Below are 15,390 nucleotides of genomic sequence, written 5' to 3'. Positions count from 1 at the left end.
CGAGCGAAGTCGAGACACCACATACCGCGCTTGGTGTCTCGACTTCGCTCGACACGAACGGATCAGGAACCTCTCACCAAAACCTCAACCGAGGCTTGATTCTTTGCCACAGAGAGTTTGATGCGGCCGACGCATGTGATCCAGCAAGGCGAGCACTTGGTCGATTGTCAAAAACGATGCCCAAGAACTTTTTCGTCGACAAGCCGAAAGCTTCTGGCACTTCGATTAATGCTGATCCAGTGCGTTGCAAAACTCTATCGACAAAAAATTCGATAGATTGGCCACCTGCACCCCAAATGACAAGATGATCTTCGGAATGCTCAACCTCGACCAGCTGATTATCTGGATCGGGCGCCCGGATACGCATCGTTACTGTCGACATGCTGGGGACTTTGACCTCGTCCGCCCACGGCTCAAGCCAGAGCAGCAGCTCACAAGGTCCGCAATTGGACAAGCCCCAATGCCAATCTGTTGCATCAGGCATAAAGCCTTTCCGCGCCCCCTTAAAGCAACGCCTCGATATCCGCTGCCAGCTTCTCCGGCTTGTCGGTGGGCGCATAGCGGCGCACGACCTTGCCGTCGCGGCCGATCAGGAACTTGGTGAAGTTCCACTTGATGCCCTTGGTGCCGAGCACGCCGGGCGCCTCGGCCTTGAGCCATTGGTAGAGCGGATCGGCGCCGTCGCCGTTGACTTCGATCTTGGCCATGAGCGGGAAACTCACGCCGAAGTTGACCTTGCAGAAGCTCTCGATCTCGTCCGCCGTGCCGGGCTCCTGCCCGCCGAACTGGTTGCAGGGGAAGGCCAGCACTTCAAAGCCGCGCTCCCCGTACTTCTTCCACAGCGCTTCCAGCCCGTCATACTGCGGAGTGAAGCCGCACTTGGAGGCCGTGTTGACGACAAGCAGCACCTTGCCCGCCTTGTCGGCGAGGCTGAGGTCCTTGCCGCCGGGCATCTTGACGGTGAAATCGGCAATGGTCTGCGGGCTGGTCATGCGTCGTGCTCCCCTGATGTGCTTTGCCTGCAGGCTGGCACGGCGGGGCGCGGGGATCAAGGGCTGCACTGATTGCCCCTTCACCACCGCCTGTGGCGGCGGTCCCCCTCCCCGTTTGGGCTACGCCAAAACAGGGAGGATCAGGAATGTCCTCTCCATTTTCCCCTGAGCTTGTCGAAGGGGCAAATGGGGAGGTGGCAGCGCGCAGCGCTGACGGAGGGGCAATTAAGCCAGCAGTCCCTCATGCAACCGAACCACGCGGTCCATGCGCAGCGCGAGGCGCTCGTTGTGTGTGGCCACAAGCGCGGAACTGCCTTCCCCGCGCACCAGCTTGAGGAACTCTTCGAGCACCTTGTCGGCGGTCGCCTCATCAAGATTGCCGGTGGGTTCGTCCGCCAGCACGAGGCCGGGGCGGTTCGCCAAGGCGCGCGCCACAGCGACGCGCTGCTGTTCGCCGCCGGACAGCTGGCTTGGTCGGTGCGACAGGCGGTGCGCAAGGCCGAGCGCTGTCAGCAACTCTTCCGCCCTCGCCTTGGCCTCGGCAGCCGGCTTGCCCGCGACAAGCTGCGGCAACACGACGTTCTCGGTCGCGTTGAAATCGGGCAGCAGGTGGTGGAACTGGTAGACAAAACCAAGGTGATCGCGCCGAAGCGTTGTGCGCGCGTCCGCCGAGAGCGCGCTGGCTTCCAAGCCCGCGATCTCGATCCGGCCGGTAAAGCCGCCTTCCAGCAGCCCGACCGCTTGCAACATCGTCGACTTGCCCGAACCCGAAGGGCCCAGCAGCGCGACGATCTCGCCGGGCCGGATTTCCAGATCGATGCCGCGCAGGACTTCGATGGTCTCACCGCCCTGGCTGAAGCTGCGGCGGAGGTCCGCAAGGCGAACGAACGGCTCACTCATAGCGCAGCACCTGCACGGGATCAGTGCTCGCCGCAGTCAGCGCAGGATAAAGCGTCGCAAGGAAGCTGAGGACAAGCGCCATCACGCAGATCACCGTGATCTCGACCGGATCGCTGCGGCTCGGCAGTTCGGTGAGGAAGCGTATCTGCGGGTCCCATAGCGGCTGGCCGGTGATGTACTGAACGCCGTCCACGACATTCTGGCGGAAGTAGAGGAACACAAGGCCCAGCCCTAGCCCGACCGCCGTCCCCAGCGCGCCGATAACGAAACCGATGGTCACGAAGACTTTGAGCAGGCTTTTCCGCGTCGCTCCCATCGTCCTGAGGATCGCGATATCGCGCGTCTTGGCGCGAACGAGCATGATCAGCGACGAAAGGATGTTGAACACCGCCACCAGCACGATGATCGAAAGCACCACGAACATCGCCACGCGCTCGACCGCCAGCGCTTCGAACAGGCTGGCGTTGATCGTCTTCCAGTCGGTCACCTGCGCCCGCCCCAGCAGCGCCTGCTTGATCGGCGCGAGCGTCTGGGCGGCGGTATCAGCGTTGGTCGTCGTCACCTCGATCATGCCGATCGTGTCGCCCGTCAGCAGCAGCGTCTGCGCATCGGCGATGGGCATGACGACATAGGCGTTGTCGTAATCATAGACCCCGATCTCGAAGATTGCGGCAACCTTGTAGCCGATCTGGCGCGGCACGGTGCCGAACGGGGTCGAGCGGCCCTGCGGGTTGATGATCGTGATCGTATCGCCAAGCTGCGCGCCAAGGCTCTCTGCAAGCCGCGAGCCGATCGCCACGTTTGTCGAGCCGGGGCGCAAGTCCGCGAAATTGCCGACGAGGCGCTTGGCGGAGAGGCGTTGTAGGTCCGCGTTCGTATTCCCGCGCACGAGGATCGCCTCGACCCGGCCATTGAACGTCGCCAGCAGCGGCTGTTCGATCAGCGGGCTTGCGCGCGTCACGCCGGGCGTTGCCTCGACGCGCTTCAGGATATCCTGCCAGTCATCGAGCCGGCCGCCATAAGCCTGGATGATCGCATGGCCGTTGAGCCCGACGATCTTGTCGAGCAGTTCGGCGCGGAAGCCGTTCATCACGCTCATCACGATGACCAGCGCGGCCACGCCCAGCATGACCGCGACAAGGCTGATGCCCGCCACCATGGCAATGAACGCTTCGCCCCGGCCCGGCAGCATGTAGCGCTTGGCGATGGTCCATTCGAAGGGCGAGAGGATCAAGTGCGGGCTCGCATAAGCATGTCTGGGGCCATCTAGGCGGATCGATCACCCCTGGCAACCATGCGCACGGAGCGCAACGGCAGATTGGAGACACTTGCGTTACGCCCCAAAGCTCGCCACATGGCGCGCTGAAGGCGTCGGTACGGGCGCCGCAGCGCAGAATCCGGAACGCCCTATGAACCTCACCGATCCCCTTTGCGGCGCGGCCCATCCGTTTATCGACGAGAACGGAGACAAACTCCGCGAGGAATGCGGCATTTTCGGCGTGCTCGGCGCGCGCGATGCCGCCGCCATTGCCGCGCTGGGCCTCCACGCCCTGCAGCACCGCGGGCAGGAAGCCGTCGGCATCACCAGCTTTGACGGGCAGGAATTCTACTCCCGCCGCGGCCTCGGCCATGTCGCCCAGAACTTTTCGAGCGGTCAGGCCATCGCCGAACTGCCCGGCACGATGGCGGCGGGCCACGTGCGCTATTCGACGACCGGCGGTTCGGGCCTGCGCAACGTGCAGCCGCTGTTCGCCGATCTTGCGACGGGCGGCTTCGCCATCGCGCACAACGGCAATATCTCGAACGCGATGACCTTGAAGCGCGACCTAGTCGCCAAGGGTGCGATCTTCCAGTCGACCTCGGACACCGAAGTCATCATCCATCTCGTCGCGACGAGCCGCTACCCCACCCTGCTCGACCGGTTCATCGATGCACTTCGCCTTGTCGAGGGCGCTTACTCGCTGATCTGCCTCACCAACGAAGGCATGATCGCCTGCCGCGATCCGCTCGGTATCCGCCCGCTCGTGATGGGCAAGCTGGGCGATGCGGTGGTCTTTGCGAGCGAGACCGTGGCGCTGGACGTCATCGGCGCGGATTTCGTGCGCGAGGTCGAGCCCGGCGAGATGATCCAGGTCGGGCATGACGGCGAGATCCGCTGCCACCGCCCGTTCGGCCATCCCAGCCCCCGCCCCTGCATTTTCGAGCATGTCTATTTCAGCCGCCCGGATTCGCTCATGGGCGGCCGTTCGGTCTATGAAGTGCGCAAGGCGATCGGTGCAGAACTCGCGCGCGAAGGCGAAGTCGAGGCCGATCTCGTCATCCCGGTGCCCGACAGCGGCGTCCCCGCCGCACTCGGCTACGCGCAGGCCTCGGGCATTCCGTTCGAGCTCGGTATCATCCGCTCGCACTATGTCGGGCGCACCTTCATCCAGCCCTCCGACGGCGCGCGCCATGCCGACGTGAAGCGCAAGCACAACGCGAACCGCGCGCTCGTTTCGGGCAAGCGCATCGTGCTGATCGACGATTCCATCGTGCGCGGCACCACTTCGATGAAGATCGTGCAGATGATGCGCGATGCCGGCGCACGTGAAGTGCACTTCAGGGTTGCCAGCCCGCCCACCGAGCACTCCTGCTTCTACGGCGTCGATACGCCCGAGCGCTCCAAGCTGCTGGCGGCGACGATGGATGTCGAGGCGATGGCCAACTTCATCCACGCCGACAGCCTTGCCTTCATCTCGATCGATGGCCTTTACCGCGCGGTGGGCGAAGCGAGCCGCAACAAGGCCTGCCCGCAATATTGCGATGCCTGCTTCACCGGCGAATACCCGACGCGCCTGACCGATCTCGTCGGCCGTGACGGCGCCGACCAGCTGCCGCTTCCGGTCGGGAAGGTTGCATGAGCATCGCAGGCCCCCTCTCCGGCCAGCTCGCGCTGGTCACCGGCGCGAGCCGCGGCATCGGTGCAGCGACGGCCAAGGCACTCGCCGCGGCGGGCGCGCACGTCATCCTCACCGCCCGCGCAGGCAAGGACCTCGAAGCCGTCGAGCAGGCGATCTACGAAGCAGGCGGCAACGCCACGATAGCGCCGGTGGATCTTGCCGAACCCGATGGCATTGCCCGCCTCGCCGCCGCCATTGGTCGGCGCTGGGATGCGCTCGACATTCTGGTCATCAACGCGGCGGTGCTGCCCACGCTGACCCCGGTCTGGCAGATCGAACCCAAGGACCTCAGCCGCGCGATGACGCTCAACGTGCTGGCGACCCAGTCGCTGATCGCGGGCTTCGATCCCATGCTCAAGAAGAGCAAGGACGCCCGCGTGATCGGCGTCACCTCCAGCGTCGGCTCGGCACCGCGTGCCTATTGGGGCGCTTATGGCGCGACCAAGGCGGCGTTCGAGAACATGCTCGATGCCTATGCGCAGGAAGTCCGCAACATCTCGGCCATCCGTGTCGCCATCCTCGATCCCGGCGCGACGCGCACCGCGATGCGCGCCAAGGCCTACCCGGGCGAAGACCCCACCAGCGTTAAGAAGCCGGAAGTGGTTGGCGACTATATCGTGGGTCTGCTTGGTGAATCGTTTGCCAGCCCGGCGCGCCTTTCGGTTAACCAGCCCCGCGAACCACAAGTCCTAGCAAACGGTTAAGCGCGTCTGGCGATAGTCCGGTGACGATGTCCCGTGCGGGGGATGTCGACTCGGCTCAGGACAATCGCCATGCATCAGGACTGGGATCCTTACGCGAACGAGGCCTATTTCCAGGCTACGCAGGAAGACCGCTGCGCGCCGCGCAGCAAGGTCAATATTCCGGCGAGCCTGCGCGTATCGGGATCGAAGGCCTTCCATACCGTTGTGCATGATCTGTCGCTCGGCGGGTTCTCGGCGACGGCGCTGAACCGCATGCACGTCGGCTCGATGTGCTGGCTGACCCTGCCTGGCCTCGAAGCGCAGCAGGCCGAAGTCGTGTGGTGGCTGCGGGGCCAGGTTGGCTGCGCCTTTGCGAATCTGCTGAGCCCGATCGTCCACGACAACATCCTTCAGCGCTATCGCGGCGATGGAGTCTACCGTCCCGTCGCCTGACGATCTCGGCGGCATAACGTGGTAAATTTTTTCTTAACATTTTCAACAAACCTCAAGTCGCCTTGAGGCGCGTTACGTAATGCCGTGCAGGACCACCGGGGCGCCACCCTGTCGGCACCGTGAGCTGCGATTGCGTGCTCAACCGCGTTCATTCCAGTCCGCATAGGCCGCCAGCGCGCGGGCGCGGGCTTCGGCATGGCCGACGATCCGCGGCGGATAGGCACGCGGGCGGACATCGGGATCATGGATGCGCGTGTCATCCAGATGGGCAAGCTCGGGCACCCACCGGCGGATGTAGGCCGCCGCATCGAACTTCGGGCTCTGCGTGAGCGGCGCCATGATCCGCACGAACATGTTGCTGTCGACGCCTGTCCCCGCGCTCCACTGCCAGTTGACCGCGTTCGAGCCGTAGTCGGCATCGACCAAGGTATCCCAGAACCATCGCTCGCCCTCGCGCCAGTCGATCAGCAGGTGCTTGATAAGGAAGCTCGCCGCGATCATCCGTACGCGGTTGTGCATCCAGCCTGTAGCCCAGAGCTCGCGCATGCCGGCATCGACGATGGGATAGCCGGTGCGGCCCCGCTGCCATGCTTTCAGGCCCTCCGGATCCTCGCGCCATGGGAAGTCGGCGAAGGCCTCGCGTGCGGGCTTCCCGGCATAGTCCGGCATCTGCAGGATCACATTCTGCGCATAGTCGCGCCAGCCAAGTTCGCCGAGGAAGGTGTTGACCGAGCCGCCGCGCTCCGCCGCCGCATGCCAGATCGTCGCCGGAGATATCTCGCCGAAATGCAGGTGCGGCGAGAGGCGCGACGTTCCCGGCATTGAAGGCAAATTGCGCCGCTCGGAATAGACGCGCGCGCGCGGGAGGAAGGCTTCGAGCCGCTCGGCCGCGCCCGCTTCGCCCGGAATCCATTCCGCCTTCATGCCACCAGCCCAGTCGGGCTTCGACGGCAGGAGGTCACAATCCGCCAGCGCATCCGAAGCAGGCCATGTTTCGGGCGCTGGCAGCCGCTCGGGTGCTGGGAGCGGGGCCGCGGGCGGCATGCGGGCTTCGAGCGCGCGCCAGAACGGAGTGTAGATCTTATACGGACCGCCGCTACCGGTCGTCACCGACCCCGGCGGGGCGAGATAGTTGCCGTCATGGCGCTGCAGGTCGAGAACTTCGCCCACCGCACGCTCGGCATTGCGCCACCACGGCTCGTAATGGCGCAGACAGTGGACATTGGTCGCGCCGGTCTCCCGGGCCAGCTGCGCCAGCACCGCCTCGCATCGCCCACGCCGCAGGATCAGCCGGGAACCCAGCTTGCGCAGATCGGCATCGAGGCTGGCAAGGCTGTGATGCAGCCACCAGCGCGAGGCGGCCCCCATGCGGCGGTGCTTGGGCGTTTCATCATCAAGCACATAGACCGGGATCACCGGCCCCGCGGCGGCAGCGGCGGCAAAGGCGGCCTGATCGGCAAGGCGCAGATCGCGGCGGAGCCAGACAATGGAGGGCGTGGACATGGCAGCAGCCTATTGCACAGGCCGCCGACCCCGCCCACTCTCCCCCAAGGGAAGCGCTACTCGACCGTCCAGGTCTGGCCCTTGCTCAGCAGGGCCGCGAGGTTCGCTGTCTTGCCCGCCGACGCGCGCGCGCGTTCCTCGATCAGCGCCGCCTCGAAGGTCGGGCGCGGATCGTCGTAGATCACGCCAAGCGCCATCGGGAACGGGCCGAACGGCATCTCGACGAGCAGATGCGCCAGCGCGCGGTTCTTGACGTCGTGGACGCGCACACCCGCCGCCTGCCAGTCGCCATCGACCACATCGACAACCTTGAGGCTCAGCGTCTCGGCGTCGAGCGCGATGCCCTTGGTGCCCTTGTTGAACAGCATCGGCTCGCCGTGGGTCAGCCAGAGCTGGCCGGTCGCGGCGTTCGCCTTCTCGGTGAAATCGGCGAAGACGTCCTTGTTGTAGACGATGCAGTTCTGGAAGATCTCGACGAAAGCCGCGCCCTGGTGGGCGTGAGCAGCCTTGAGCACCGCGGGCAGTTCCTTGCTGACGTCATAGGCCCGCGCAATGAACCGCCCGCCCGCGCCCAGCGCAAAGGCGCAGGGGCTGGCCGGCCGGTCCACCGAACCAAGCGGCGTGGTCGGCGAGACGGTGCCGGTGCGGCTGGTGGGCGAATACTGGCCCTTGGTGAGGCCGTAGATCTCGTTGTTGAACAGCAGAATCTGCGTGTTCAGGTTCCGGCGCAGCACGTGCATCGTGTGGTTGCCGCCGATCGACATGCCATCGCCGTCACCCGTCACCAGCCAGACGTCGAGCTCGGGATTGGCGAGCTTCAGGCCCGTAGCGAAAGCCGGGGCGCGGCCGTGGATGGTGTGGAAGCCGTAGCTTTCGACGTAGTAGGGAAAACGGCTCGAGCAGCCTATCCCTGAGATGAACACGGTCTTGGCCGGGTCCGCGCCGATTTCCGGCAAGGTGCGCTGCACCGCCTTGAGGATCGCGTAGTCGCCGCAGCCGGGGCACCAGCGCACTTCCTGATCGGTTTCCCAGTCCTTGAGGCTGGTCTGGATGGGGGTCATGTCGTTCATGGCTTCGCTTCCCTCAGGCCAGCGCTGCGGCAATCGCCGCTTCGATTTCGGCAATGGTGAACGGCTGCCCGCTCGTCTTGTTGAGCGGCTTGGCATCGACCAGATACTGGTCGCGCAGCACGGTCTTGAACTGTCCAGTGTTCATTTCCGGAACAAGCACCTGGTCATAGCTCTTGAGAAGCTCTCCGAGGTTCTCTGGCAGCGGCCAGACATGGCGCACATGGATGTGGCTGACATCCAGACCCTTGCGGCGTGCGCGCCTGACGGCCTGGTGGATCGGACCATACGTCGAGCCCCAGCCGACTAGCGCGAGCTTGCCACCGGCATCGCCGAGGGTCACTTCCTGCGCCGGGATTCCGGCGGCAATGCCATCGATCTTGTACTTGCGCGCGTTGGTCATCGCCTGATGGCTGGCGGGCGCATAATCGATATTGCCGGTGCCGGGGTTCTTCTCGATGCCGCCGATGCGGTGCATGAGACCGGGCGTGCCCGGCTTGATCCACGGCCGTGCGCCCTTCGCGTCGCGTGCATAGGGCAGAACCGCACCGTCCGGACCATTCGGCTCTTCGAGGAACTTGACCGGAAACGGCTCGAAGCCCTTGGGATCAGGCACTTTCCAAGGCTCGGCAGCGTTGGCGATGTAGCCATCCGTCAGCAGCATGACCGGGGTCATGTACTGCACCGCGAGGCGGCAGGCCTCGATCGCGCACTCGAAGGCATCGGAGGGGCTGCGCGCGGCGATGACCGGCATCGGCGCATCGCCGTTGCGGCCATAGACCGCCTGATAGAGGTCCGACTGCTCGGTCTTGGTCGGCAGGCCGGTCGAGGGGCCACCGCGCTGCGAGTTGACGATGACGAGCGGCAGCTCGGTCATGATCGCAAGGCCCATCGCTTCGCCCTTGAGCGCGATGCCGGGTCCGGAGGACGAGGTCACGCCCAGCTGCCCGCCGAACGAGGCGCCGATGGCGGCGGCAATCGCGGCGATCTCGTCTTCCGCCTGGAAGGTGGTGACGCCGAACTCCTTGAGCCGCGCCAGGTTGTGCAGGATCGCCGAGGCCGGGGTGATGGGATAGCCGCCGAAGAACAGGTCGAGACCAGCCAGCTGCGCACCTGCAACGAGGCCATAGGAGACCGCTTCGGCACCCGTCACCGTGCGATAGAGGCCCGGCTCGCTCTCGACCGGCGCAAGGTGATACTGCTTGAGCGGACCTGCCAGCTCCGCCGTCTCGCCATAAGCGTGCCCGGCATTGAGCGCGGCAATGTTGGCATCCGCCAGCACCGGCGCCTTGGCGAACTTGCCCTTGAGCCAGTCGATCAGCGGCTGCCGGTCACGGTCGAACATCCAGAGGGCAAGGCCGAGCGTCCACATGTTCTTGCAGCGCAGCGCTTCCTTGTTGCCAAGGCCGAAGGGCTTCACCGCTTCGAGCGTCAGCGCCGAAATGTCGAACGCGAGCACCTGCCACTTCTCGAGGCTGCCATCCTCGAGCGGGCTGACGTCGTACTTGGCCTTCTCGAGGTTGCGCTTGTTGAACTCGCCGGTGTCCGCGATGATCAGGCCGCCGGGCTTCAAGGCGCCGACATTGGTCTTGAGTGCAGCCGGGTTCATCGCGACGAGCACATCGGGCGCGTCACCCGCAGTATCGATCTCGGTCGATCCAAAGTTGATCTGGAACGCCGAGACACCGAACAGAGTGCCCTGCGGCGCGCGAATTTCGGCCGGGAAGTCCGGGAATGTCGCGAGGTCGTTGCCCGCAAGCGCCGTCGAGAGCGTGAACTGGCCGCCGGTGAGCTGCATGCCATCGCCCGAATCGCCCGCAAATCGCACCACGACCGCGTCGGGCGCAGAGGAGCCAACGCTCCCGCCGGTGTGGCCTTCGGGTTCGCTCTCAAGAACTGTCGCCATAGATTCCTCTGCTATCCGCGCGGCCCCGTTCCGGCCCTCGCGTCCTCTTGCGCAACTAGCGCCTATGCTCTCATCTAGCGGTGCGCAAAGAAGAAAAACTGATGCACCGCAAATCTTGCACTTGCTCTTGATTCCGATTGCCCCCGCCCGTCAAGCCCCGCAAATAACAATGCTGTCAGTTGGCGCCCGCGCCGACTCAGCACGAGAAGACACCTTGCAAGGATGAGGAAGCCGATGTCCGACACTGCCAGCAGCCCTTATGTCCGGCCCGATGTGAAGGCCTTTCTCGACTTCATGGCCTCGGTCCCCGGCCCCTCGATGGCCGAGCTCGGCCCTGAGGGCGCGCGGGCGAACTATGTGCAGATGGGCGTGCTCGCAGAGGCTGAACCGCGCGAACTGGCGGTGATCAAGGACCTCACCTGCCCCGGCCCGGCGGGCGACATTCCGCTGCGGTTCTACGATGCGCGCGCGGAGCGAGAGCCCGGCCCGGCGGTGATGTTCTTCCACGGCGGCGGCTTCGTCATCGGCGATCTCGACAGCCACCATTCGCTCTGCACCGAAATCGCGGCGGAGCTCGATCTGCCGGTGATCGCGGTGCACTATCGCCTTGCGCCGGAAAACCCCTTCCCCGCCGCGCCGGATGATTGCGAAGCCGCCACGCGCTGGGTTGCGACCAGCCCCGAAGCGCTCGGCCGCCAGATCACCGGCCTGATCCCGATGGGCGACTCGGCGGGTGGCAACCTCAGCATCGTCATCACGCAGGCACTGGCGGAGAAGCCCGCCGAGGTGCCGGTCGTGCTGCAGGTGCCGATCTATCCGCTGAGCGACGACAAGCCCGACCACGCCTCGTTCTTCCAGTTCGCCGACGGCTTCGTGCTGACCGCCGAGACAATGGCCTGGTTCTCCGACGCCTACAAAGCCGAGCTCGGCAATCCGCGCGCCTATCCGATCTATGGCAACCATGCCGATACGCCGCCGACCGTGCTCGTCACCGCCAGCCTTGATCCGATCCGCGACAGCGGGCGCGTCTATGGCGCCGAGCTGATCCGCGCGGGCGCCGAAGTCGTGTTCCTCGAGATGAAGGGCACGACCCATGCTTTCGCCCAGCTGCGCAAGGCCTTCCCCAGCGCCAATAGTGACATGCAGCGCATTTTCGCCGCCGTCCGCCTGCTGCTGGACCGCGGCTGATGAGCAAGGATCCTGCCGGGCTTCCCTACCGCCCTTGCGTCGGCGTCATGCTCGTCAATGGCGAGGGCCGTGTCTTCGTCGGCCAGCGCATCGACAGCAAGGAGGGGGACGCCTGGCAGATGCCGCAAGGCGGGATCGACGACGGCGAGGACCTTCACCCCGCCGCACTGCGCGAGCTTGAGGAAGAAACCGGCGTCACGGCCGACCTCGTCACCATCCTTGCCGAAAGCCGCGAGGAATACCTTTACGACCTGCCGGACCATTTGATCGGGAAGCTGTGGGGCGGCCGTTACCGAGGCCAGCGGCAGAAGTGGCTGCTGGTGCGCTTCAACGGGGCCGACGAGCAGATCCGCCTCGATGCGCATTCGCATCCGGAGTTCCTGGCATGGCGCTGGGTCGAGCCGGAGCAGCTGCCGGATCTGATCGTGCCGTTCAAGAGGCGCGTCTACCGGCAGGTCGTCGAGGAATTCCGCGCGCTGATCTGAGCGCTCAGTTCGCCTCAACCTTCGGCTCGGGCTTGACGGCATCGGCGGAGACCACGCGGGCAACCGGGCCCTTGGCGATCACGCCCGCAAGGTTCTGCGCCTCGGGGCAATTGCGTCCGCACAGGCCTTCGAGCCGCGCCAGGTTGCCCTTGGCCTTTTCGAGCGCGCCCTTCTCGGCCATCGCGCCACCTTCACCGGCGAGCGCGGCGAGGTTGTTGGGATCGCGCTCCAGCGCTTCGCGGTAGTAGTGGATCGCCTTGCCCTGCATGCCGGCAGCGCGGGCGGCATCGCCCAGCGCGAGATAGGTCGCGGGATTGCCCGGATCGACAGCGAGCGCAGCTTCGAAACTGTCCGTCGCGCCGTCGATATCGCCGCGCCCAAGCAATTCACGTCCGGATTCGACGAGAGCCTTTGCGCGGGGGTCGTTCGGCAGCGAGACGCCGGCCGTTCCGGCGCTTCCCGTGACCAGCACGAGAAGAGACAAGGCAACCCCCAAAGGCATGTAGCGCATCAAATACTCCCAGAGCCGGCCATGCGGCGCGCGTGGTCCCCCGGCGTCCATGATTGCCTTGCGTATCATAGCCGGTGCAGTGTTGCGAAGAAAAACCCGTCGGTCGAATCGTCCCAAGGGGTAAGCCTGAGGCCAGCACCGCGCGGGGTTCCCGCACCGACCAGCTGTTCGGCAGCGCGCCAGTCCGGGTTACGCGCGAGAAAGGCGGCGACCACATCGGGTCCTTCGGCGTCGAGCAGCGAGCAGACGACATAAGTCAGGCGCCCGCCGGGACGGACGAGGTCGGCACCAATCCGCAGCACATGGGCCTGCATCTGTGCATAGCGCGCCAATCCCGCAGGCGTGAGCCGCCATCGCGCTTCAGGCCCGCGCCGCCATGTGCCGGTGCCCGAACACGGCGCGTCGACCATCACCGCATCGGCCTTGGCTTTCCTGTCCACCAGCGCCTCCGCCTCGCGGCCGGGGTCGAGCAGGCGTGTCTCGACCTTCGCCCCGGCCCGCTCGGCGCGGGGGGCAAGGCGCGAGAGGCGCGGACGGTCAATGTCGCAGGCGAGTAGCTGTCCCTCCCCCTGCAGCGCTGCGGCGAGCGCGAGCGTCTTGCCCCCAGCCCCGGCACAAAGATCGACCACCGCTTCGCCGGGACGAACCTCAAGTGCGTTGCAGGTCAGCTGGCTGCCGGTATCCTGCACTTCGAACAGTCCGTCAGCGAACTCGGGCCATGTCTCGACCGGGGTGCCGCCGGGAAGGCGCAGGGCGTCCGGCGCCTGTGTCCGTTCAGTGGCGACAGGCAGGGTCATGGCGAGCCGGTCTCGGGTCGTCTTCAGGCGGTTTGCGCGCAGGTCGAGCGGGGCGCGACCGAGCAGGGCGGCGGCTTGTTCGCGCGCAATACCGGCGGCGGCGAGCCGTTCTTCCAGCCATGCCGGGGCAACACCGGCGGCAGCAACCGACTCGTCAGCCGCAATCGGCGCAGGGCCATAGCGCGAGCCGTCGAACAGCGATGCAACCGCCGGGTCGCTTTTGGCCACCGCCAGCATGGCAGCGCGGCCATTCTCAGGCACTTCACCGCACAATCGGATCGCCGACCACGCCAGATCGCGGATCGCGCGCCGGTCCTTGGAGCCGATGAAGCGGCGCGCCTTGAGCCATTCGGCGGCGACGCGTTCTGCCGACGCGCCTTCACGCCGCGCGGCAGCAATCACCGCGTCGAGTACCTCAATCGCGGATTGCACCCGCGCGGCGGGAGTCACGATTTTGCCTCAGCGCGAGGGATAGTTCGGCGCCTCGCGGGTGATCGCCACATCATGCACATGGCTCTCGCGCAGGCCCGCATTGGTGATCCGCACGAACTGCGCGTTCTCGCGCAGCGCCTCGAGCGTCGGGCTGCCGGTGTAGCCCATCGCCGCCTTGATGCCGCCGACCAGCTGGTGGACAACGTCCTTGGCCGGACCCTTGTAAGGCACCTGGCCCTCGATCCCTTCAGGCACCAGCTTCATCGAATCCTTGATGTCCTGCTGGAAATAGCGGTCCGCCGAACCGCGCGCCATCGCGCCGACCGAGCCCATGCCGCGGTACGACTTGTAGGCGCGGCCCTGATAGAGGAACGTCTCGCCCGGCGCTTCCTCGGTACCCGCGAGCATCGAGCCGACCATGATCGTGCTTGCGCCAGCCGCCAGCGCCTTGGCCGCGTCACCCGAGGTGCGCAGGCCGCCGTCAGCGATCACCGGCACACCGGACTTCGCCGCTTCCGCCGCGCATTCGAGTACTGCCGTCAGCTGCGGCACGCCGACACCGGCGACAATACGCGTGGTGCAGATCGAACCCGGCCCGATGCCGATCTTCACGCCGTCCGCCCCCGCGTCGATCAACGCGCGGGTGGCTTCCGCGGTGGCGACATTGCCGGCAATGACCTGCACCGTGTTCGACATGGCCTTGACCGCCTCGACCGCGCGGGCGACATCGCGGTTGTGGCCGTGGGCGGTGTCGATGATGATCACATCGCATTCCGCGTCGACCAGCGCGCGGGTGCGCTCCATGCCCTTCTCGCCTACGGTCGTCGCGGCCGCAACGCGCAGGCGTCCGCCGGCATCCTTGGTGGCATCCGGGTAGGTCACGGCCTTTTCGATGTCCTTCACCGTGATCAGGCCGATGCAGCGGAAGGCATCGTCGACCACGAGCAGCTTCTCGATCCGGCGCTGGTGGAGCAGGCGGCGCGCTTCATCGCCCGAGGTGCCGAGCTTTACCGTCGCGAGGTTTTCGCGCGTCATCAGCTCGTGCACCGGCTGCGCGGGATTGTCGGCAAAGCGCACGTCGCGGTTGGTGAGGATGCCGACGAGCTTGCCGCTCGCTTCGACCACGGGGATGCCGCTGATCTTGTTGGCGCGCATGATCGCCTGCGCGTCGCCCAGCGTCGCATCGGGCGTCACGGTGATCGGGTTGACCACCATGCCGCTCTCGAAGCGCTTCACCGCGCGGACAGCCGCGGCCTGCTGCTCGACCGTCAGGTTGCGGTGGAGCACGCCGATACCGCCGAGCTGCGCCATGACGATGGCCATGTCCGCTTCGGTCACCGTGTCCATCGCGGCCGAGATGACCGGGATGTTGAGCGTGATCGAGCTGGTCAGCCGGGTGCGCGTATCCGCCTGCGTCGGCACCATGTCCGATGCGCCGGGACGCAGCAGGACGTCGTCGAAGGTAAGGCCGAGAGGGATATCCATGGGGTGCGCCACTTGCCGTTGGGGGAGAATCGTGGCGGCCCATGTAATC

General features: G+C 65.8%; 15 protein-coding genes. 5 read left to right on the top strand and 10 right to left on the bottom strand.

What is annotated here, in order from left to right:
* Positions 1-73: 73 nt before the first annotated feature.
* The 4 genes from IP83_RS19850 to IP83_RS04655 form a co-directional block, all read right to left on the bottom strand.
* The gene (locus tag IP83_RS19850) at positions 74-382 is read right to left on the bottom strand and encodes a hypothetical protein (RefSeq protein WP_156309579.1); all 309 of its coding nucleotides are present in this window, start codon (positions 380-382) and stop codon (positions 74-76) included.
* Between the two features lie 121 nt (positions 383-503).
* Entirely contained in the window at positions 504-992 is a 489-nt protein-coding gene (locus IP83_RS04665; RefSeq protein ID WP_054121040.1) for a glutathione peroxidase, read from the bottom strand.
* A 225-nt stretch (positions 993-1,217) separates the two neighbouring features.
* Positions 1,218-1,892 carry an ABC transporter ATP-binding protein gene (locus IP83_RS04660; RefSeq protein ID WP_054121039.1) on the bottom strand — a complete coding sequence of 225 codons (675 nt, stop codon included), beginning with the start codon at positions 1,890-1,892 and terminating at the stop codon, positions 1,218-1,220.
* On the bottom strand, positions 1,885-3,126 hold the full coding sequence (locus tag IP83_RS04655; RefSeq protein ID WP_054121038.1) for a lipoprotein-releasing ABC transporter permease subunit: 1,242 nt from the start codon (positions 3,124-3,126) through the stop codon (positions 1,885-1,887). Before IP83_RS04655 ends, IP83_RS04660 begins: the two co-directional genes overlap by 8 nt.
* Positions 3,127-3,301: 175 nt before the next feature.
* On the opposite strand from IP83_RS04655, the gene purF reads away from it, so the two are divergent.
* The 3 genes from purF to IP83_RS04640 all read left to right on the top strand — a co-directional run bounded on the left by purF (position 3,302) and on the right by IP83_RS04640 (position 5,967).
* Positions 3,302-4,792: an amidophosphoribosyltransferase gene (gene purF / locus IP83_RS04650; protein ID WP_054121037.1), complete on the top strand. Its 1,491-nt coding sequence runs from the start codon at positions 3,302-3,304 to the stop codon at positions 4,790-4,792.
* Entirely contained in the window at positions 4,789-5,535 is a 747-nt protein-coding gene (locus IP83_RS04645; RefSeq protein ID WP_054121036.1) for an SDR family NAD(P)-dependent oxidoreductase, read from the top strand. The genes purF and IP83_RS04645 overlap by 4 nt, the downstream gene beginning before the upstream one ends.
* A gap of 69 nt (positions 5,536-5,604) precedes the next feature.
* Complete coding sequence (locus tag IP83_RS04640; RefSeq protein WP_054121035.1) at positions 5,605-5,967, top strand: PilZ domain-containing protein; 363 nt, start codon at positions 5,605-5,607, stop codon at positions 5,965-5,967.
* A 138-nt stretch (positions 5,968-6,105) separates the two neighbouring features.
* Here the strand turns inward: IP83_RS04640 and IP83_RS04635 are convergent, their stop codons facing one another.
* The 3 genes from IP83_RS04635 to IP83_RS04625 are packed head-to-tail and all read right to left on the bottom strand — an operon-like array spanning position 6,106 to position 10,443.
* Positions 6,106-7,470: a deoxyribodipyrimidine photo-lyase gene (locus IP83_RS04635; RefSeq protein ID WP_054121034.1), complete on the bottom strand. Its 1,365-nt coding sequence runs from the start codon at positions 7,468-7,470 to the stop codon at positions 6,106-6,108.
* Positions 7,471-7,526: 56 nt separating this feature from the next.
* Positions 7,527-8,540: a 2-oxoacid:ferredoxin oxidoreductase subunit beta gene (locus tag IP83_RS04630; RefSeq protein WP_054121056.1), complete on the bottom strand. Its 1,014-nt coding sequence runs from the start codon at positions 8,538-8,540 to the stop codon at positions 7,527-7,529.
* A 13-nt stretch (positions 8,541-8,553) separates the two neighbouring features.
* Positions 8,554-10,443 carry a 2-oxoacid:acceptor oxidoreductase subunit alpha gene (locus tag IP83_RS04625; protein ID WP_054121033.1) on the bottom strand — a complete coding sequence of 630 codons (1,890 nt, stop codon included), beginning with the start codon at positions 10,441-10,443 and terminating at the stop codon, positions 8,554-8,556.
* 234 nt (positions 10,444-10,677) lie between these two features.
* Here IP83_RS04625 and IP83_RS04620 point away from each other — a divergent pair, with 234 nt between their 5' ends.
* Both IP83_RS04620 and IP83_RS04615 read left to right on the top strand, forming a co-directional pair.
* A complete protein-coding gene (locus tag IP83_RS04620) occupies positions 10,678-11,631 on the top strand; it encodes an alpha/beta hydrolase (RefSeq protein WP_082364482.1) in 954 nt (317 codons plus the stop codon).
* Positions 11,631-12,116, top strand: coding sequence for an RNA pyrophosphohydrolase (locus IP83_RS04615; RefSeq protein WP_054121031.1), 486 nt, complete (start codon positions 11,631-11,633; stop codon positions 12,114-12,116). Before IP83_RS04620 ends, IP83_RS04615 begins: the two co-directional genes overlap by 1 nt.
* Positions 12,117-12,120: 4 nt before the next feature.
* On the opposite strand, the gene IP83_RS04610 is transcribed toward IP83_RS04615, so the two are convergent.
* From IP83_RS04610 to guaB, 3 genes are all read right to left on the bottom strand, one after another.
* Positions 12,121-12,600 (bottom strand): tetratricopeptide repeat protein, encoded by a 480-nt coding sequence (locus IP83_RS04610; protein WP_369816993.1) that lies wholly within the window; start codon positions 12,598-12,600, stop codon positions 12,121-12,123.
* Positions 12,601-12,692: 92 nt separating this feature from the next.
* Positions 12,693-13,874, bottom strand: coding sequence for an RsmB/NOP family class I SAM-dependent RNA methyltransferase (locus tag IP83_RS04605; RefSeq protein ID WP_054121030.1), 1,182 nt, complete (start codon positions 13,872-13,874; stop codon positions 12,693-12,695).
* A 9-nt stretch (positions 13,875-13,883) separates the two neighbouring features.
* Positions 13,884-15,341, bottom strand: a complete 1,458-nt coding sequence (gene guaB, locus IP83_RS04600; RefSeq protein WP_054121029.1) for an IMP dehydrogenase — start codon at positions 15,339-15,341, stop codon at positions 13,884-13,886.
* Positions 15,342-15,390: the final 49 nt, after the last annotated feature.

This window comes from Novosphingobium sp. AAP93 (assembly GCF_001296055.1).
Classification (GTDB): domain Bacteria; phylum Pseudomonadota; class Alphaproteobacteria; order Sphingomonadales; family Sphingomonadaceae; genus Novosphingobium.
This window is presented reverse-complemented; position numbering and strand designations above follow the sequence as displayed.